Annotated in this window: 19 protein-coding genes; 18 read left to right on the top strand and 1 reads right to left on the bottom strand. The window is 72.8% G+C overall.

What is annotated here, in order from left to right; all coding sequences use genetic code 11:
• The 4 genes from aroB to nusB all read left to right on the top strand — a co-directional run.
• On the top strand, positions 1-849 hold an 849-nt coding region (gene aroB / locus ONA70_RS24670; protein WP_265008861.1), incomplete at its 5' end, for a 3-dehydroquinate synthase.
• A complete protein-coding gene (aroQ, locus tag ONA70_RS24665; protein WP_265008860.1) occupies positions 846-1,286 on the top strand; it encodes a type II 3-dehydroquinate dehydratase in 441 nt (146 codons plus the stop codon). The genes aroB and aroQ, both read left to right, overlap by 4 nt.
• A 185-nt stretch (positions 1,287-1,471) precedes the next feature.
• A complete protein-coding gene (gene efp, locus ONA70_RS24660; RefSeq protein WP_265008859.1) occupies positions 1,472-2,029 on the top strand; it encodes an elongation factor P in 558 nt (185 codons plus the stop codon).
• A 23-nt stretch (positions 2,030-2,052) separates the two neighbouring features.
• Positions 2,053-2,463 (top strand): transcription antitermination factor NusB, encoded by a 411-nt coding sequence (nusB, locus tag ONA70_RS24655; protein WP_265008862.1) that lies wholly within the window; start codon positions 2,053-2,055, stop codon positions 2,461-2,463.
• A 70-nt stretch (positions 2,464-2,533) separates the two neighbouring features.
• On the opposite strand, the gene bldD is transcribed toward nusB, so the two are convergent.
• Positions 2,534-3,022, bottom strand: coding sequence for a transcriptional regulator BldD (gene bldD, locus ONA70_RS24650; RefSeq protein ID WP_013285505.1), 489 nt, complete (start codon positions 3,020-3,022; stop codon positions 2,534-2,536).
• Positions 3,023-3,306: 284 nt separating this feature from the next.
• Here bldD and pyrR point away from each other — a divergent pair, with 284 nt between their 5' ends.
• From pyrR to ONA70_RS24580, 14 genes are all read left to right on the top strand, one after another.
• Complete coding sequence (gene pyrR, locus ONA70_RS24645) at positions 3,307-3,891, top strand: bifunctional pyr operon transcriptional regulator/uracil phosphoribosyltransferase PyrR (RefSeq protein WP_265008858.1); 585 nt, start codon at positions 3,307-3,309, stop codon at positions 3,889-3,891.
• Positions 3,888-4,814, top strand: coding sequence for an aspartate carbamoyltransferase catalytic subunit (locus ONA70_RS24640; RefSeq protein ID WP_265008857.1), 927 nt, complete (start codon positions 3,888-3,890; stop codon positions 4,812-4,814). Before pyrR ends, ONA70_RS24640 begins: the two co-directional genes overlap by 4 nt.
• Complete coding sequence (locus tag ONA70_RS24635) at positions 4,811-6,142, top strand: dihydroorotase (RefSeq protein WP_265008856.1); 1,332 nt, start codon at positions 4,811-4,813, stop codon at positions 6,140-6,142. The genes ONA70_RS24640 and ONA70_RS24635 overlap by 4 nt, the downstream gene beginning before the upstream one ends.
• On the top strand, positions 6,139-7,284 hold the full coding sequence (gene carA / locus ONA70_RS24630; RefSeq protein WP_265008855.1) for a glutamine-hydrolyzing carbamoyl-phosphate synthase small subunit: 1,146 nt from the start codon (positions 6,139-6,141) through the stop codon (positions 7,282-7,284). The genes ONA70_RS24635 and carA overlap by 4 nt, the downstream gene beginning before the upstream one ends.
• Entirely contained in the window at positions 7,277-10,624 is a 3,348-nt protein-coding gene (carB, locus tag ONA70_RS24625) for a carbamoyl-phosphate synthase large subunit (protein ID WP_265008854.1), read from the top strand. Before carA ends, carB begins: the two co-directional genes overlap by 8 nt.
• Before the next feature lie 34 nt (positions 10,625-10,658).
• Positions 10,659-11,678: a quinone-dependent dihydroorotate dehydrogenase gene (locus ONA70_RS24620; protein WP_265008853.1), complete on the top strand. Its 1,020-nt coding sequence runs from the start codon at positions 10,659-10,661 to the stop codon at positions 11,676-11,678.
• A 36-nt stretch (positions 11,679-11,714) separates the two neighbouring features.
• Positions 11,715-12,989, top strand: coding sequence for an adenosylmethionine--8-amino-7-oxononanoate transaminase (locus ONA70_RS24615; protein ID WP_265008852.1), 1,275 nt, complete (start codon positions 11,715-11,717; stop codon positions 12,987-12,989).
• Between the two features lie 124 nt (positions 12,990-13,113).
• Entirely contained in the window at positions 13,114-13,950 is an 837-nt protein-coding gene (gene pyrF / locus ONA70_RS24610) for an orotidine-5'-phosphate decarboxylase (protein ID WP_265008851.1), read from the top strand.
• 179 nt (positions 13,951-14,129) lie between these two features.
• Positions 14,130-14,447 carry an integration host factor, actinobacterial type gene (gene mihF / locus ONA70_RS24605; RefSeq protein WP_046564635.1) on the top strand — a complete coding sequence of 106 codons (318 nt, stop codon included), beginning with the start codon at positions 14,130-14,132 and terminating at the stop codon, positions 14,445-14,447.
• Positions 14,448-14,473: 26 nt separating this feature from the next.
• Positions 14,474-15,007: a nucleoside/nucleotide kinase family protein gene (locus ONA70_RS24600; RefSeq protein ID WP_265008850.1), complete on the top strand. Its 534-nt coding sequence runs from the start codon at positions 14,474-14,476 to the stop codon at positions 15,005-15,007.
• A 44-nt stretch (positions 15,008-15,051) separates the two neighbouring features.
• Positions 15,052-15,318, top strand: a complete 267-nt coding sequence (rpoZ, locus tag ONA70_RS24595) for a DNA-directed RNA polymerase subunit omega (protein ID WP_013285517.1) — start codon at positions 15,052-15,054, stop codon at positions 15,316-15,318.
• A gap of 15 nt (positions 15,319-15,333) precedes the next feature.
• A complete protein-coding gene (gene coaBC / locus ONA70_RS24590) occupies positions 15,334-16,542 on the top strand; it encodes a bifunctional phosphopantothenoylcysteine decarboxylase/phosphopantothenate--cysteine ligase CoaBC (RefSeq protein WP_265008849.1) in 1,209 nt (402 codons plus the stop codon).
• 97 nt (positions 16,543-16,639) lie between these two features.
• Entirely contained in the window at positions 16,640-17,830 is a 1,191-nt protein-coding gene (gene metK, locus ONA70_RS24585) for a methionine adenosyltransferase (RefSeq protein ID WP_265008848.1), read from the top strand.
• A 59-nt stretch (positions 17,831-17,889) separates the two neighbouring features.
• Positions 17,890-18,303 (top strand): primosomal protein N' family DNA-binding protein (locus ONA70_RS24580; protein ID WP_454557362.1); only part of this gene is annotated, 414 nt, incomplete at its 3' end.

Raw genomic sequence — 18,303 nt, 5'->3', positions numbered from 1 at the left:
ATCGACGTGGCCGCGGCCTGCTGGGACCGGCTCGGCGAGGCGGGCTTCACCCGTAGCGACGCGGTGGTCGGGGTGGGCGGCGGCGCCGTCACCGACCTGGCCGGTTTCGTCGCGGCCTGCTGGCTGCGCGGGGTGCGCTGGGTGCCGGTGGCCACCTCGCTGCTCGGCATGGTCGACGCGGCGGTCGGCGGCAAGACCGGGATCAACACGGCGGCCGGCAAGAACCTGGTCGGCGCCTTCCACCCGCCGGCCGGGGTGATCTGCGACCTGGCGACCCTGGACAGCCTGCCCCCGGCCGACCTGGCCGCCGGGATGGCCGAGGTGGTCAAGTGCGGGTTCATCGCCGACCCGGTGATCCTCGACCTGGTCGAGCGGGATCCGGCCGCCGCGCTGGACCCGACCGGGCCGGTGGCCCGGGAGCTGATCGAGCGGGCGGTGCGGGTCAAGGCGGACGTGGTCTCCGGGGACCTGCGCGAGTCCGGGGTACGTGAGGTGCTCAACTACGGGCACACCCTCGCGCACGCGATCGAGAAGGTGGAGGGCTACCGCTGGCGGCACGGGCACGCCGTCGCGGTGGGCCTGGTCTACGCGGCCGCCCTGGCCCGGCTCGCCGGCCGGCTCGACGCGGCCGCCGCCGAGCGGCACCGGGCGGTGGTCGCCGCGCTCGGCCTGCCCACCGGCTACCGGGCGGACGCCTGGCCGGAGCTGCTCGCCACGATGCGGGTGGACAAGAAGGCCCGGGGCAGCACGCTGCGGTTCGTGGTGCTGGACGGCCTGGCCCGCCCGGCGATCCTGGAGGGTCCCTCGGACGAGCTGCTGCACGAGGCGTACCGGGAGATCAGCTCATGAGGGTCTACGTGCTCAACGGGCCGAACCTGGGCCGGCTCGGCACCCGCCAGGTCGACGTGTACGGCGTGACCAGCTACGCCGATCTGGTCAACATGTGCGTGGACACGGGCCGTGAGCTGGGGCTGGACGTGGTGGTCCGGCAGACCGACGCCGAGCACGAGCTGCTCGGCTGGCTGCACGAGGCGGCCGACGACCAGGCGGCGGTGGTGCTCAACCCGGCCGCCTGGTCGCACTACTCGATCGCGGTCCGGGACGCCTGCGCGATGCTCCGCGGCCCCCTGGTCGAGGTGCACATCTCCAACATCCACGCCCGGGAGGAGTTCCGGCACCACTCGGTGGTGTCCGCGGTGGCCACCGGGGTGATCTGTGGCCTCGGCGTGGACGGCTACCGCCTGGCCCTGCACCACCTGGCCGCCCGCCTCGCCGGCGGCGCCTGACTGTGAGCCCGGTATGGTGGCGGCAGAGCACAGGCGGTGAGGGGATTGGTCGGGGTGGTGGGCGTGGTCGCGGTGAGTGATCTTCGGCACGCCGCCTGGACTCCGCCTCGGCTCGACCGAGGACTTTGACACACGCCCTAGTAGACTTCTTGGGTCTGTCCGCCAATTGATGATCAAGGCAGGAAATGGCCACCACCAACGACCTCAAGAACGGCCTGGTACTCAACCTCGACGGCGAGCTGTGGGCCGTCGTCGAGTTCCAGCACGTCAAGCCCGGTAAGGGTGGCGCGTTCGTGCGTACCACGCTGAAGAACGTGCTGTCCGGCAAGGTGGTCGACAAGACCTTCAACGCGGGCACCAAGGTCGACACCGCGACCGTCGACAAGCGCACCATGCAGTACCTCTACGCCGATGGCGAGGACTTCGTCTTCATGGACCTGGAGACGTTCGACCAGATCACCGTCCCCGGCGGCACCGTCGGCGAGGCGGCCAACTACCTCCTCCCCGAGGCCGAGGCGACCGTCGCCACCCACGAGGGCGTGCCGCTCTACATCGAGCTGCCGACCTCGGTGGTGCTCGAGATCACCTACACCGAGCCGGGCCTCCAGGGCGACCGCTCGACCGGCGGCAACAAGCCGGCCACCGTCGAGACCGGCGCGACCGTCCAGGTGCCGCTGTTCATCACCACCGGCGAGAAGATCAAGGTCGACACCCGCGACGGCCGTTACCTCGGCCGAGCCTGATGTCCGAGGGTCCCAAGCAGCAGATGCCGGCGCGCCGCAAGGCGCGCAAGCGGGCGCTGGACGTGCTCTTCGAGGCCGACCTGCGGGACCGGCCCCCGGTCGAGGTGCTCGCCGGCTACATCGAGCGGATCGAGAAGCCCCGCCCGGAGCACCTGGGCTACGCGGTGGGCCTGGTCGAGGGCGTCGCGGCGCACCTGGACCGGATCGACGAGGTGATCGCCAGCTACGCCGAGGGCTGGACGCTGGACCGGATGCCGGTGGTCGACCGCAACCTGGCCCGGATCGCCGTGTACGAGCTGCTCTACGTCGACGAGATCGACGACGCGGTGGCGATCAGCGAGGCCGTCGAGCTGGCTCGGCAGATGTCGACCGACGACTCGCCGCGCTTCCTCAACGGCCTGCTCGGCCGGATCGCCGAGTACGCCACCCGCTGAGGCGTCCCCCGGTACCACGACAGGGCCCGTGCCGGACGGCACGGGCCCTGTCGTGTGCGACAGCGGTCGGTCAGGACGCGAAGAACGCGCGCGGGTCGGCGACCAGCACACCGTGCTCGGTGAGCCGCTCGATCAGGCCCGACGGCGAGGCGTCGTAGACGATGGCGAGAGCGCGCAGGTCGTCGGCGCGGATGGAGAGCACCCGGCCGTTGTAGTCGCCGCGCTGCTGCTGGATGGCGCGGGCGTACCGGGCGACGTAGGCGAGGTCCTCGGAGGCCTCGTCGTAGAGCCGCTCCAGGTCCAGGACGATCTTGCTGGTGGGCTCGTGGCGCACCCCGCTGCCGTCGGGCAGCAGCTCCGAGACGGGAACGCGGTAGAAGTCGGCCAGCTCCGCCAGGCGGGACACGGTGACGGCCCGGTCGCCACGCTCGTACGAGCCGACGACCACTGCCTTCCACCGCCCGTTCGACTTCTCCTCCACACCCTGCAGGGACAGGCCCTGCTGCTGGCGGATGGAGCGCAGGCGGGCGCCCAGCGACTTGGCGTATTCAGAGGGCATTCGGACACTCCCAGTGCTGCTCGGGGTTCTCCCAGCTATCGCTACGGAGCGTGACGGTACGGGGATTGCGACACGTGGTCAAGTGTTCGAGACGACCGGGTCCGGCAGCGCGTGTGGCTTGTCCGCATTTCTCCACCCTGACCCGGGGGTCAGTGCCGGCGGCGGCCGACCCGGTGACCGCTGGTAACGTGGCGTGAAGCCCCGGTCCGGGCCCCGCGGGGCCCGCCCGGTCATCCAGACGTCCTTTAACGACCCGTCCCGTGAGGCGGGGAAGGAGGTCCGCCGTGGCCTACCCACCGGCTGCCCACCCGTCGCCGCCGCGACAACCCTCGGTAAAGGTGATCCTCGCCGCCGCCGACGTGTCGCGGGTGGTCGACCGCATCGCCCACCAGATCCTGGAGAAGACCCAGGGCGCCGCCGACACCGTGCTGCTCGGCATCCCCACCCGGGGCGTGCCCCTGGCGAAGCGCCTCGCCGCCCGGATCAGCACCTTCGAGGACGTGACCGTCCCGGTCGGTGTGCTCGACATCACGCTCTACCGGGACGACCTGCGCCGGCACGCCACCCGCGCGGTCGGCCCGACCGACCTGCCGTCCGACGGGATCGACGGCAAGCGGGTGATCCTCGTGGACGACGTGCTCTTCTCCGGCCGCACCGTCCGGGCCGCGCTGGACGCGCTCAGCGACGTCGGCCGCCCGGCCTCCGTGCAGCTCGCCGTCCTGGTCGACCGCGGCCACCGCCAGCTGCCCATCCGCGCCGACTACGTCGGCAAGAACATCCCGACCGCGCTCGCCGAGAGCGTCAAGGTCACCCTCGCCGAGACCGACGGCGCCGACGAGGTCAAGCTGTACGGGGGTGCATCCGCGTGATCCGCCACCTGCTCTCCGGCGCCGACCTGGACGCGGCCACCGCCACCCAGATCCTGGACACCGCCGCCGAGATGGCCACCGTCGCCGGCCGCGAGGTCAAGAAGCTGCCCGCCCTGCGGGGCCGGACCGTGGTCAACCTCTTCTACGAGGACTCCACCCGGACCCGGATCTCGTTCGAGGCGGCCGCCAAGCGGCTCAGCGCCGACGTGATCAACTTCTCGGCCAAGGGCTCGAGTGTGGCCAAGGGCGAGAGCCTGAAGGACACCGCGCTCACCCTCCAGGCCATGGGGGCCGACGCGGTGGTGGTCCGGCACCCCGCCTCCGGCGCGCCGCACCGGCTGGCCAACTGGGTCGACGGGTCGGTGGTCAACGCCGGCGACGGCACCCACGAACACCCCACCCAGGCGCTGCTCGACGCGTACACCATGCGGTCCCGGCTGGGCCGGATCGCCGGCCTGCACGTGGCGGTCGTCGGCGACGTGCTGCACTCGCGGGTGGCCCGCTCGAACGTGCTGCTGCTCTCCACCCTCGGCGCCAAGGTCACCCTGGTCGGCCCGCCCACCCTCATCCCGGTCGACATTCCGCAGGCCCTCGCCCCCGGCACCGACGTCTCCTACGACCTCGACACCGTTCTTCCCGGTGTGGACGTGGTGATGATGCTGCGGGTGCAGCGGGAGCGGATGAACGACTCCTACTTCCCCTCGGCCCGCGAGTACGCCCGCCGCTACGGGCTGGACGGGCCGCGTATGCGCCGGCTGCCCGAGCACGCGATCGTCATGCACCCCGGCCCGATGAACCGGGGCATGGAGATCACGCCCGAGGTGGCCGACTCGCCCCGCTCCACCATCGTCGAACAGGTCGCCAACGGGGTCTCCGTGCGGATGGCCGTCCTCTACCTGCTGCTCGGAGGGAACAACCGGTGACCGCGTACCTGATCAAGAACGTCAGCGTGGTCGGCGCGGCGCCGACCGACCTGCTGATCCGCGACGGCGTCGTGGCCGAGACCGGCGGGGGACTGACCGCGCCGGACGCCACGGTGCTCGACGCCACCGGCCTGGTCGCCCTGCCCGGCCTGGTCGACCTGCACACCCACCTGCGCGAACCGGGCCGGGAGGACGCCGAGACGGTCGAGTCCGGCTCCCGGGCGGCCGCCCTCGGCGGCTACACCGCGGTCTGCGCGATGGCCAACACCTCGCCGGTGGCCGACACCGCGGGCGTGGTCGAGCAGGTCTGGCGGCTCGGCCGGGAGGCCGGGCTGGTCGACGTGCAGCCGATCGGCGCGGTCACCGTCGGCCTGGCCGGCGAGCGCCTGGCCGAGCTGGGCGCGATGGCCGACTCGGCGGCCCGGGTGCGGATCTTCTCCGACGACGGGCACTGCGTCGCCGACCCGATGCTGATGCGCCGCGCCCTGGAGTACGTCAAGGCGTTCGACGGGGTGATCGCCCAGCACGCCGAGGAGCCCCGGCTCACCGAGGGCGCGCAGATGCACGAGGGGGAGGTCTCCACCCGGCTCGGGCTGACCGGCTGGCCGGCGGTCGCCGAGGAGGCGATCATCGCCCGGGACGTGCTGCTGGCCGAGCACGTCGGCAGCCGGCTGCACATCTGCCACGTCTCCACCGCCGGCAGCGTGGCCGTGCTCCGGCACGCCAAGGCGCGCGGGGTGAAGGTCACCGCCGAGGTCACCCCGCACCACCTGCTGCTCACCGACGAGGTCGTGAGCGGGAGGAGTGAGCTTGCGAGCCCCGCACTCGCGAACAACTGGAGCCCAGCCGGCCCGTACGACCCGGTTTTCAAGGTCAACCCGCCGTTGCGGACCGCGAGCGACGTGGCCGCGCTCCGGGCGGCCCTGGCCGAGGGCGTGATCGACATCATCGCCACCGACCACGCCCCGCACGCCTTGGAGGACAAGGAGTGCGAGTGGGCGTACGCCCGGCCGGGCATGCTCGGCCTGGAGACGGCGCTCTCCATCGCCCTCGACGTGCTCGGCCCGCAGTGGGACCTGATCGCCGAGCGGATGTCCCGCGCCCCGGCCCGGATCGCCGGGCTGGACGGGCACGGCGTCGACCCCGCCCCCGGCGTGCCGGCCAACCTGACCCTGGTCGACCCGGCCGCCCGTCGCGTCGTCGAACCGGCGGAGCTGGCCAGTCGCAGTCGCAACACCCCGTACGCCCGCATGACGCTGCCGGGTCGCATCGTGGCGACCTTCCTGCGCGGCGAGCTGACGGTCCTGGACGGAAAGGCGGTCAAGTGACCCGCAGACGACCCGCGATCCTCGTTCTCGAGGACGGACGCACCTTCCACGGCGAGGCGTACGGCAGCGTCGGGGAGACCTTCGGCGAGGCGGTCTTCAACACCGGCATGACCGGCTACCAGGAGACCCTGACCGACCCCTCGTACCACCGCCAGGTGGTGGCGCAGACCGCGCCGCACATCGGCAACACCGGCGTCAACGACGAGGACGACGAGTCCACCCGGATCTGGGTCGCCGGGTACGTGGTGCGCGACCCGGCCCGGATCGGCTCCAACTGGCGCGCCACCGGCGGCCTGCAGGACCGGCTCGCGGCCGAGGGCGTGGTCGGCATCAGCGGCGTGGACACCCGGGCGCTCACCCGCCACCTGCGCGAGCGGGGCGCCATGCGGGTCGGCATCTCCAGCGTCGACGACGACCCGCGCGCCCTTCTGGAGCGGGTCCGCCGGTCGCCGCAGATGGTCGGCGCGGACCTCTCCGCCGAGGTGACCACCGCCGAGCCGTACGTGGTGGCGGCGCAGGGGGAGCACCGGTTCACGGTGGCCGCGCTGGACCTGGGCATCAAGCGCAACGTGCCGCGCCGGCTCGCGGCCCGCGGCGTCACCACCCACGTGCTGCCCGCGACCGCCACCATCGAGGACCTGCTCGCCACGGGCGCGGACGCGGTCTTCTTCTCGCCCGGCCCGGGCGACCCGGCGACCGCCGACGGCCCGGTCGCGCTGGCCCGCGAGGTGCTCGGCCGGCGGATCCCGCTGTTCGGCATCTGCTTCGGCAGCCAGATCCTCGGCCGGGCGCTCGGCTTCGGTACCTACAAGCTCGGTTACGGCCACCGCGGCATCAACCAGCCGGTGCTCGACCGGGCCACCGGCAAGGTCGAGGTGACCAGCCACAACCACGGCTTCGCCGTGCGGGTGCCGGGCGCGCAGGTCGGGGCGGTCGTGCCCGACCAGGTGATCGACACCGAGTTCGGCGGCGTCCAGGTGTCCCACGTCTGCCTCAACGACAACGTGGTCGAGGGGCTGCGGGCCAAGGACGTGCCCGCCTTCACCGTCCAGTACCACCCGGAGGCGGCGGCCGGCCCGCACGACGCGGACTACCTGTTCGACCGTTTCGCCGAGCTCATCGAAGGCGGCAAGAATGCCTAAGCGGACCGACCTCAAGCACGTCCTGGTGATCGGCTCGGGGCCGATCGTGATCGGGCAGGCCTGCGAGTTCGACTACTCCGGCACCCAGGCCTGCCGGGTGCTGCGCAGCGAGGGGATCCGGGTCAGCCTGGTCAACTCCAACCCGGCGACGATCATGACCGACCCGGAGTTCGCCGACGCCACGTACGTCGAGCCGATCACGCCGGAGTTCGTCGAGCTGGTCATCGCCAAGGAGCGTCCCGACGCGCTGCTGCCCACCCTGGGCGGCCAGACCGCGCTGAACACCGCGGTCGCCCTGCACGAGGCCGGCGTCCTAGAGAAGTACGGCGTCGAGCTGATCGGTGCCGACATCGAGGCGATCAACCGGGGCGAGGACCGGCAGCTGTTCAAGGACATCGTGGCCAAGGCCGGCGTACGCCTCGGCCTGGCCGACCCGTCGTCGCTGGTGCCGCGCTCCCGGGTCTGCCACTCCATGGACGAGGTCCGGCAGACCGTCGCCGAGCTGGGCCTGCCGGTGGTGATCCGGCCGTCGTTCACCATGGGCGGCCTCGGCTCCGGCATGGCGCACACGGACGAGGACCTGGCGCGGATCGCCGGCGCCGGCCTGGCCGCCAGCCCGGTGCACGAGGTGCTCATCGAGGAGAGCGTGCTCGGCTGGAAGGAGTACGAGCTCGAACTCATGCGCGACCGCCACGACAACGTGGTGGTGGTCTGCTCGATTGAGAACGTCGACCCGATGGGCGTGCACACCGGCGACAGCGTCACCGTGGCCCCGGCGATGACCCTCACCGACCGGGAGTACCAGCGGCTGCGTGACCTCGGCATCGCGGTGCTCCGCGAGGTCGGGGTGGACACCGGCGGCTGCAACATCCAGTTCGCGGTCAACCCGGCCGACGGCCGGATCGTCGTGATCGAGATGAACCCCCGGGTATCCCGCTCCTCGGCGCTGGCCTCGAAGGCCACCGGCTTCCCGATCGCCAAGATCGCCGCGAAGCTGGCCATCGGCTACACCCTGGACGAGATCCCCAACGACATCACGCTGAAGACGCCGGCGGCGTTCGAGCCGACCCTGGACTACGTGGTGGTGAAGATCCCCCGGTTCGCGTTCGAGAAGTTCCCCGGCGCGGACCCGGAGCTGACCACCACCATGAAGTCGGTCGGCGAGGCGATGAGCCTCGGCCGGAACTTCACCGAGGCGCTGAACAAGGCGATGCGCTCGATGGAAACGAAATCAGCCGGGTTCTGGAGTGTGCCGGATCCGCGGGGGGCAACCAGGGAGAACACCCTCGCCGCGCTGCGCATGCCGCACGACGGCCGGCTCTACACCGTCGAGCGGGCGCTGCGCCTCGGCGCGTCGATCGCCGAGGTGGCCGAGGCGTCCGGCGGGATGGACCCGTGGTTCCTGGACCAGATCGCCGCGCTGGTCGAGCTGCGCGCCGAGATCGTCGACGCCCCGGTGCTCGACGCCGACCTGCTGCGCCGGGCCAAGCGGGCGGGCCTCTCCGACCGCCAGCTCGCCGCGCTCCGCCCCGAGCTGGCCGCCGAGGACGGGCTCCGCACCCTGCGCCACCGGCTCGGCGTCCGACCGGTCTACAAGACCGTGGACACCTGCGCCGCCGAGTTCGCGGCGACCACGCCCTACCACTACTCGACGTACGACCAGGAGACCGAGGTCGCGCCCTCGGACCGGCCCAAGGTGCTCATCCTGGGCTCCGGACCGAACCGGATCGGGCAGGGCATCGAGTTCGACTACTCCTGCGTCCACGCCGTCATGGCGCTGCGAGCGGTGGGCTACGAGACCGTGATGGTCAACTGCAACCCGGAGACGGTCTCCACCGACTACGACACCGCCGACCGGCTCTACTTCGAGCCGCTGACCTTCGAGGACGTCCTCGAGGTGTGGCACGCCGAGGACTCCTCCGGCAGGGCGGCCGGCGGTCCGGGCGTGGTCGGCGTGATCGTGCAGCTCGGCGGGCAGACCCCGCTCGGCCTGGCCCAGCGGCTGAAGAACGCCGGCGTGCCGGTGGTCGGCACCTCGCCGGAGTCGATCCACCTGGCCGAGGAGCGCGGCGCCTTCGGCGCGGTGCTGGCCCGGGCCGGGCTGCGCGCCCCGGCGCACGGCATGGCCACCTCGTACGACGAGGCGAAGGCGATCGCCGACGAGATCGGGTACCCGGTGCTGGTCCGCCCGTCGTACGTGCTCGGCGGGCGGGGCATGGAGATCGTCTACGACGACGCCACCCTGCGCGACTACATCGGCCGGGCCACCGACATCTCGCCCGACCACCCGGTGCTGGTGGACCGCTTCCTCGACGACGCCATCGAGATCGACGTGGACGCGCTGGTCGACGCCGAGGGCGACGTCTACCTCGGCGGCGTGATGGAGCACATCGAGGAGGCGGGCATCCACTCCGGCGACTCGTCCTGCGCACTGCCGCCGATCACCCTGGCCGGCTCCCACCTGGCCCAGGTGCGCCGCTACACCGAGGCGATCGCCCGGGGGGTCGGGGTCAAGGGCCTGCTCAACGTGCAGTACGCGCTCCAGGGCGACATGCTCTACGTGCTGGAGGCGAACCCGCGCGCGTCCCGGACGGTCCCGTTCGTCTCCAAGGCGACCGCGGTGCCGCTGGCCAAGGCGGCGGCCCGGATCGCGCTCGGCGCCACCATCGCCGAGCTGCGCGCCGAGGGGATGTTGCCGCCCACCGGGGACGGCGGCTCCATGCCGGCCGACGCCCCGATCGCGGTCAAGGAGGCGGTGCTGCCGTTCAAGCGGTTCCGTACCCCGTCCGGCAAGGGCATCGACGTGCTGCTCGGCCCGGAGATGAAGTCCACCGGCGAGGTGATGGGCATCGACTTCGGCTTCGGCCAGGCCTTCGCCAAGTCGCAGGCCGCCGCGTACGGGTCGCTGCCGACCGCCGGCAAGATCTTCGTCTCGGTCGCCAACCGGGACAAGCGCAGCATGATCTTCCCGATCAAGCGGCTGGCCGACCTGGGCTTCGAGATCGTCGCCACCACCGGCACGGCCGAGGTGCTGCGCCGGCACGGCATCGCCTGCGAGCAGATCCGCAAGCACTACGAGTCGGGCGAGGGCGCCGACGCGGTGTCGCTGATCCTCGGCGGCGACGTGGCCCTGGTGGTGAACACCCCGCAGGGCTCGGGCGCGAGCGCCCGCTCGGACGGCTACGAGATCCGCAGCGCCGCGGTGACCGCCGACATCCCCTGCATCACCACCGTCCCCGGCGCGGCGGCGGCGGTGATGGGCATCGAGGCCCGCATCCGCGGCGACATGCAGGTCCGCCCCCTCCAGGAGCTCCACGCCGCCCTGCGGGCCGGGGAGTGACCGCCGGCGAACCCGGCGGCCGGGGAGGCGTGGCGTGATCTTCGAGAAGGTCGTCCGGCCGCAGTTGTTCCGGATCGGGGGTGGGGACGCCGAGCGGGCGCACGAGTGGACGCTGGACCGGCTGGCCTCGGTATCCCGGCGGCCGGCCGTGCTGGCGGCGCTGCGGGCGCGCTACTTCCGCTCCGCGCCGCGCGCCGTGTTCGGGGTGGACTTCCCGAACCCCGTCGGGCTGGCGGCCGGCATGGACAAGAACGGCGTCGCGCTGCCGGCCTGGCCGGCGCTCGGCTTCGGCTTCGTCGAGGTCGGCACGGTCACCGCGCACGCCCAGCCGGGCAACCCCCGGCCCCGGCTGTTCCGGCTGCGGGACAGCGAGGCCGTGGTCAACCGGATGGGCTTCAACAACGCCGGCGCCGAGGCCCTCGCGGCCCGGCTGGCGGCGCTGCCGCGCCCGCTCGGCGTACCGCTGGGCATCTCGCTCGGCAAGTCCAAGGTGACCCCGCTGGACGAGGCCGTCGAGGACTACCTGGCCTCGTACCGGGCGCTGAAGGGGCACGGGGACTACTTCGCGGTCAACGTGTCCTCACCGAACACTCCGGGCCTGCGCTCGCTTCAGGACCGGTCCCACCTGGACGCGTTGCTCGCGGCCCTGGTCGGCGAGAAGCCGGTGCTGGTGAAGATCGCCCCGGACCTCACCGAGCCGGCCGTCGCCGAGCTGCTGGCGGTCTGCCTCGACCGAGGCGCGGCCGGGGTGATCGCCACCAACACCACCCTGGACCGGGACGGACTCGCCCCGGCGGACCGGCCCCGGGGCGCGGAGACCGGCGGCCTCTCCGGGCGCCCGCTGGCCGGGCGCGCCCGCGACGTGGTCGCGTTCGTGCACCGGGAGACCGGCGGGCGGCTGCCGGTGATCGGGGTCGGCGGCATCCTCGACCCGGATGACGCGGCCCGGATGTTCGACGCCGGCGCGAGCCTGGTCCAGCTCTACACCGGGTTCATCTACCGCGGCCCGGCTCTGGTCCGCGCGGCCGTCCGCGCCACCGCACCGCCCCGCTGACGCCCCGCCGGGCGGGGGAGGAAGGAGAGGGAGTTCGTGACCCCTGAGGAGATCCTCGCCGCGGACCGGGCGCACGTCTGGCACCCGTACGCGGCGCTGCCGCCGGCCAGCCCGCCGTACGTGGTGTCCAGCGCCGCCGGCGTACGGCTGCGACTGGCCGACGGCCGGGAGCTGGTCGACGGGATGTCGTCCTGGTGGGCGGCGATCCACGGCTACCGGCACCCGGTGCTGGACGCCGCCGTCGCCGACCAGCTCGGCCGGATGAGTCACGTGATGTTCGGCGGTCTCACCCACGAGCCCGCGGTCCGCCTGGCCCGCACCCTGGTCGAGCTGGCCCCGGAGGGTCTGGAACACGTCTTCCTCGCCGACTCCGGCTCGGTCAGCGTCGAGGTGGCGGTGAAGATGTGCCTGCAGTGGCAGCGGGCCACCGGACGGCCGGAACGCCGCCGGCTGGGCACCTGGCGGGGCGGCTACCACGGCGACACCTTCCACCCGATGAGCGTCTGCGATCCGGAGGGCGGCATGCACCACCTCTGGGGCGACGTGCTGCCCCGGCAGGTCTTCGCGCCGGTGCCGCCGGGCGGGTACGACACCCCGCCGGACCCGGCGTACGAGGCGGCCCTGGTGGACGCGGTCGAGCGGCATGCCGACGAGCTGGCGGCGGTGATCGTGGAGCCGGTGGTCCAGGGGGCCGGCGGCATGCGCTTCCACCACCCGCACTACCTGCGGGTGCTGCGCGAGGTGACCCGGGCGCACGGCATCCTGCTGGTCTTCGACGAGATCGCCACCGGCTTCGGCCGGACCGGGACCATGTTCGCCGCCGAGCACGCCGGGGTCGCCCCGGACGTGCTCTGCGTCGGCAAGGCGCTCACCGGCGGCTACCTGACCCTGGCCGCCGCCCTGTGCACCGCCGAGGTGGCCCGGGGGATCTCCGCGGACGGGGTCCTCGCCCACGGGCCGACCTTCATGGGCAACCCGCTCGCCTGCGCGGTCGCCAACGCCTCCCTGGGCCTGCTGGCGGTGGGGGACTGGGCCGGGCAGGTCGAGCGGATCGCCGCGGGCCTGCGGGCCGGCCTCGAGCCGCTGCGCGGCGCTCCCGGGGTGGCCGACGTCCGGGTGCTCGGCGCGATCGGCGTGGTCCAGCTCGACCACGAGGTGGACCTGCCCCGGGCCACCGCCGCCGCCGTGGCGCAGGGCGTCTGGCTGCGGCCGTTCCGCGACCTGGTCTACACCATGCCGCCGTACGTCACCGACGAGGCCGACGTGGCGCGGATCGCGGCCGGCATCGAGGCGGCGGTCAAGGCGGGCTGAGCGGGCGCCTGGCCCGCTGCGGGCCGACGGGCCGGTCGCTGGGCCGGCGGGGACGACACGGGCGACGGCGTATCCGTCGCGGACACCGCGGCCGGACGCCGCGCACAGGAGAGGGAGAGTCGCGATGGAGAGCTTCGGCGCCCGACTGCACCGGGCCGTGGCCGAGCGGGGACCGCTCTGCGTGGGGATCGACCCGCACCCCGGGCTGCTGGCCCGCTGGGGGCTGTCCGACGACGTGGACGGCCTCGACCGGTTCTGCCGGACGGCGGTGGAGGCGTTGGGGGACCGGGTCGCGGTGGTCAAGCCCCAGTCGGCGTTTTTCGAACGTTTCGGGGCAAGGGGCGTCGGCGTCCTTGAGTCAACTATCCGACAGTTGCGAAATTCCGGCGCACTCGTTCTGCTCGACGTCAAACGTGGCGACATCGGTTCGACGGTCGACGCGTACGCCTCGGCGTACCTCGATCCATCCAGCTCGCTGTATGTCGACGCGGTCACGGCGAGCCCCTACCTGGGAGTAGGTTCGCTCGCCCCGATGTTCGAGCTGGCCGCCGCGCACGGGGGCGGGGTCTTCGTCCTGGCGCTCACCTCCAACCCAGAGGGTGCCGCCGTGCAGCACGCCGTGACGGCCGACGGGCGCACCGTGGCGCAGACCGTCATCGACGAGATTTCCCAGCTCAACCGGGGTGCAGAGCCGCTCGGCAGCTTCGGGCTGGTGGTCGGCGCGACGATCGGTGACACCGGTCACGACCTCTCCGGCGTGCACGGTCCGCTGCTCGCCCCCGGGCTGGGCGCGCAGGGCGCCACGGCCGCCGACCTGCGCGTCGTCTTCGGCTCCAGCCTGCCCTCCGTGCTGCCGTCGTACTCGCGCGAGGTGCTCACCGCCGGCCCCGACGTGGCCGCCCTGCGGGCCGCCGCCGAGCGGGTGCTGGCCGAGTGTCGAACCGCCCTTACCGGTGCGTAACTGACTGACGGCTCGGTCACTTTACGTTGATCTTCGCGCGTCCACGTTGCCGAAAACTCCGTTGACCGCTAGTTTTCCCCGCGCTGGGAACCACGGACCCCTTTGGTTGCCAGCGTCACCACGTTTCACAGCAGCGGCGGTGCGCTCCGCCCGCCGCATGAGGGACCTGAGGAGAACTGGTGCCGCTCCCGTCACTGACCCCCGAGCAGCGCGCTGCCGCGCTGGAGAAGGCCGCGGAGATCCGCAAGGCCCGTGCCAAGCTGAAGGAGGACCTCAAGCAGGGCAAGACCAGCCTCGCCACCGTCCTTGAGCAGGCCGAGTCCGACGACGTCGTCGGCAAGCTGAAGGTGTCGGCCGTGCTGCAGGCGATGCCGGGCATCGGCAAGATCCGGGCCACCCAGATCATGGAGAAGCTCAAGATCGCCGACAGCCGTCGCCTGCGTGGCCTGGGCGAGCAGCAGCGCAAGGCTCTGCTTGGAGAGTTCGCCGCCAACTGAGCGCCCCTGGCGTGTAGAAACAAGCGGTGAGCACGGATGACGAGGCGCGCCCGGCGGCTCGGCTCACTGTCCTGGCCGGACCTTCGGGGGACGGCCGGGAGAGTGTCGTCGAGCTGATCCGGGCGCGCTTTCCGTCGGTGTGGCGGCCGGTGCCCGCGACCACCCGACCCCGGTGCCGGGGCGAGGTGCCCGGGGTCGACCGGCTCTTCCTCGACCCGGCCACGTTCGACCGGATGATCGCGGACGACGAGCTGCTGGAGTGGAGCCGGCTCGGGCCGTACCGGCGCGGAGTGCCGCGCGCGGGCGTGCGGGCCCGGCTCGCCGAGGGGCGGCCCGTGCTGCTCCCGCTGGACCTGCCCGGCGCGCTCGCCGTCCGGGCCGCCGTGCCGGACGCGCAGCTGGTGCTCCTCACGCCGCCGGCGTACCGGCCGGATCCGGCCGTCGTGGCCGCCTTCGCACACGCCGTCCGGCACGACCACACCGAGCGCGCGGCCGACGAGCTGGTAGGCTTGCTCGGTTCTTCCTTCCTGGCTCCGGCCCAACCGCGCCCGAGCGGTTGAGAGCCACCGCTTGCGGGCGGTGCAAACAACGCAGAGGTTTATTCGTGGGATCCATCGCCACCAACCCCGAGGGCATCACCAACCCGCCGATCGACGAGCTTCTCGAAAAGACCACCTCGAAGTACGCGCTGGTCATCTTCGCCGCGAAGCGCGCCCGCCAGGTCAACGCCTACTACAGCCAACTCGGTGAGGGCCTGCTGGAGTACGTCGGTCCGCTCGTGGAGACCACGCCCCAGGAGAAGCCGCTCTCCATCGCCATGCGCGAGATCAACGCGGGTCTGCTCACCGCCGAGCCGACCGACCAGCCGTAAGTCCCACCCGCGCCGATGACCGCCGAGATCGTCCTCGGGGTCGGCGGCGGCATCGCCGCCTACAAGGCGTGTGAGCTGCTCCGGCTCTTCACCGAGTCGGGCCACCGGGTCCGGGTCGTGCCGACCGCGTCGGCGCTCCGCTTCGTCGGGGCGCCGACCTGGGCCGCGCTCTCCGGCCAACCGGTCGCCGACGACGTCTGGTCCGACGTGCACGAGGTGCCGCACGTCCGCCTCGGCCAGCACGCCGACCTCGTGGTGGTGGCCCCGGCGACCGCCGACCTGCTCGCCAAGGCCGCCCACGGCCTCGCCGACGACCTGCTCACCAACACCCTGCTGACCGCCCGCTGCCCGGTCGTGCTCGCCCCGGCCATGCACACCGAGATGTGGGAGCACCCGGCCACCGTCGCCAACGTCGCGACGCTGCGCTCCCGGGGCGTCCGGGTGATCGAACCCGCCGTCGGCCGGCTCACCGGCGCCGACAGCGGCAAGGGTCGGCTGCCCGACCCGGCGGAGATCTTCGCGGTCGCCCGCCGCGCCCTCGCCCGGGGCGTCGCCGCCCCGGCCGACCTGGCCGGCCGGCACGTCGTGGTCACCGCCGGCGGCACCCGCGAGCCGCTCGACCCGGTCCGGTTCCTCGGCAACCGCTCCTCCGGCAAGCAGGGGTACGCGTTCGCCCGCGCCGCCGTCGCCCGGGGCGCCCGGGTCACCCTGATCTCGGCCAACGTCGCGCTCGGCGACCCGGCCGGCGTGGATCTGGTCCGGGTCGGCACCACCGAGGAACTGCGCCAGGCCACCCTGGCGGCGGCCGCGGACGCGGACGCCGTGGTGATGGCCGCCGCCCCCGCCGACTTCCGCCCGGCCACGTACGCGCCGGGTAAGATCAAGAAGGCGGACGACGGCAGCGCGCCCACCATCGAGCTGGTCACCAACCCCGACATCGCCGCCGAGCTGGGCCGATGTCGCCGGTCGGAGCAGGTGCTGGTGGTCTTCGCCGCCGAGACCGGCGACGCCGAGGCGAACGGGCGGGCCAAGCTCGCCCGCAAGCGGGCGGACCTGATCGTGATCAACGAGGTGGGCGTGGACAAGGTCTTCGGCGCGGAGACCAACGCCGCCACGGTGATCGGGGCGGACGGGGCCGTGCACCGGCTGCCCGAGCAGCCCAAGGAGGACCTGGCCGACGCCGTCTGGGACCTCGTCGCCGCTCGCCTGATTGAGCAATCCTGACGGTTGGCGGCCTCCGTTCCCGGGGTCACGCTGGGAGCACGGTGACTAAACTGCCGCCGAGTGACCTTTCAAAAGTTTTCACATGCTTAGGAGTGCCGTGACACGTCTCTTCACGTCCGAATCGGTCACGGAAGGCCACCCGGACAAGATCGCCGACCAGATCAGTGACGGCATTCTCGACGCGCTGCTGGCCAAGGACCCGCACAGCCGCGTGGCGGTCGAGACCCTGATCACCACCGGCCAGGTGCACGTCGCCGGCGAGGTCACCACCAAGGCGTACGCCGACATCCCGACCATCGTCCGCGAGACGATCCTGGAGATCGGGTACGACTCGTCGAAGAAGGGCTTCGACGGCGCCTCCTGCGGCGTCAGCGTCTCCATCGGCGCCCAGTCGGCGGACATCGCGCAGGGCGTGGACAACGCGTTCGAGCTGCGTACCGGCGGGTCGGAGAGCGCGCTGGACGCCCAGGGCGCCGGCGACCAGGGCATGATGTTCGGCTTCGCCTGCTCGGAGACGCCCGAGCTGATGCCGCTGCCGATCGCGCTCGCCCACCGGCTGGCCCGCCGCCTCGCCGCGGTGCGCAAGGACGGCACCGTGCCGTACCTGCGGCCGGACGGCAAGACCCAGGTGACCATCGAGTACGACGGCCTGCGCCCGGTCCGCCTCGACACGGTCGTGGTCTCCAGCCAGCACGCCGCCGACATCTCGCTCGACTCGCTGCTCACCCCGGACGTCCGGGAGCACGTCATTACCCCGGAGCTGGAGGGCCTCGGCCTGGACACCGAGGGCTACCGGCTGCTGGTCAACCCGACCGGGCGGTTCGAGATCGGCGGCCCGATGGGCGACGCCGGCCTCACCGGCCGGAAGATCATCGTCGACACCTACGGCGGCTACGCCCGCCACGGCGGCGGCGCCTTCTCTGGCAAGGACCCGTCCAAGGTGGACCGCTCCGCCGCGTACGCGATGCGCTGGGTGGCCAAGAACGTGGTCGCCGCCGGCCTCGCCGAGCGCTGCGAGGCGCAGGTCGCGTACGCGATCGGCAAGGCCCACCCGGTGAGCCTGTTCATCGAGACCTTCGGCACCGAGACCGTGCCGGTCGCCTCGATCGAGAAGGCCGTGGCCGAGGTCTTCGACCTGCGTCCGGCCGCGATCATCCGGGACCTCAACCTGCTCCGCCCGATCTACCAGCAGACCGCCGCGTACGGCCACTTCGGCCGCGAGCTGCCGGACCTGACCTGGGAGAGCACCGACCGGGCCGCCGACCTCAAGTCGGCCGCGGGAGCCTGACCGGCACCAGGCGCGGCGACCGGCGACCCGCACCGGGGTCGCCGGTCGCTCGCGTCTGCGTGGACCTGCCCCTGGCCCACCTCGACCGCCCGTTCGACTACCTGGTCCCCGCCGAGCTGGACGGCGCGGCGCAGCCCGGGGTCCGGGTGAAGGTGCGCTTCGCCGGCCAGCTCGTCGACGGCTGGCTGCTGGAGCGGGCCGAGCGGTCCGACCACCCCCGGCTGGCGTACCTGGAGAAGGTGGTCTCCCCGGTGCCGGTGCTGGCCCCGGAGGTCGCCCGGCTGGCCCGCGCGGTCGCCGACCGGTACGCCGGCAGTCTCGCCGACGTGCTCCGGCTCGCCGTCCCGCCCCGGCACGCCCGGGTGGAGAAGGACCTCACCGCCGCTCCGGCGGCCGACGGCGCGGCTCCGGCCGACGGCGCGGCTCCGGCCGACGGCGCGGCCCCGGCGGAGGGCACCGGCCCGGCCGCTGAT

The sequence above is a fragment of the Micromonospora yasonensis genome, assembly GCF_026013475.1.
GTDB classification, from domain to species: Bacteria; Actinomycetota; Actinomycetes; order Mycobacteriales; family Micromonosporaceae; genus Micromonospora; species Micromonospora yasonensis.
The sequence above is the reverse complement of the archived record's forward strand: the minus strand, read 5'-3'. Positions and strand labels throughout refer to the sequence as shown.

What these genes read in the sequence shown, in the direction of transcription:
- aroQ (WP_265008860.1), top strand. Translation starts at nt 846, where the DNA reads ATGAGGGTCTACGTGCTCAACGGGCCGAACCTGGGCCGGCTCGGCACC.
- efp (WP_265008859.1), top strand. Translation starts at nt 1,472, where the DNA reads ATGGCCACCACCAACGACCTCAAGAACGGCCTGGTACTCAACCTCGAC.
- nusB (WP_265008862.1), top strand. Translation starts at nt 2,053, where the DNA reads ATGCCGGCGCGCCGCAAGGCGCGCAAGCGGGCGCTGGACGTGCTCTTC.
- bldD (WP_013285505.1), bottom strand. Translation starts at nt 3,022, where the DNA reads ATGCCCTCTGAATACGCCAAGTCGCTGGGCGCCCGCCTGCGCTCCATC.
- carB (WP_265008854.1), top strand. Translation starts at nt 7,277, where the DNA reads ATGCCTAAGCGGACCGACCTCAAGCACGTCCTGGTGATCGGCTCGGGG.
- pyrF (WP_265008851.1), top strand. Translation starts at nt 13,114, where the DNA reads ATGGAGAGCTTCGGCGCCCGACTGCACCGGGCCGTGGCCGAGCGGGGA.
- coaBC (WP_265008849.1), top strand. Translation starts at nt 15,334, where the DNA reads ATGACCGCCGAGATCGTCCTCGGGGTCGGCGGCGGCATCGCCGCCTAC.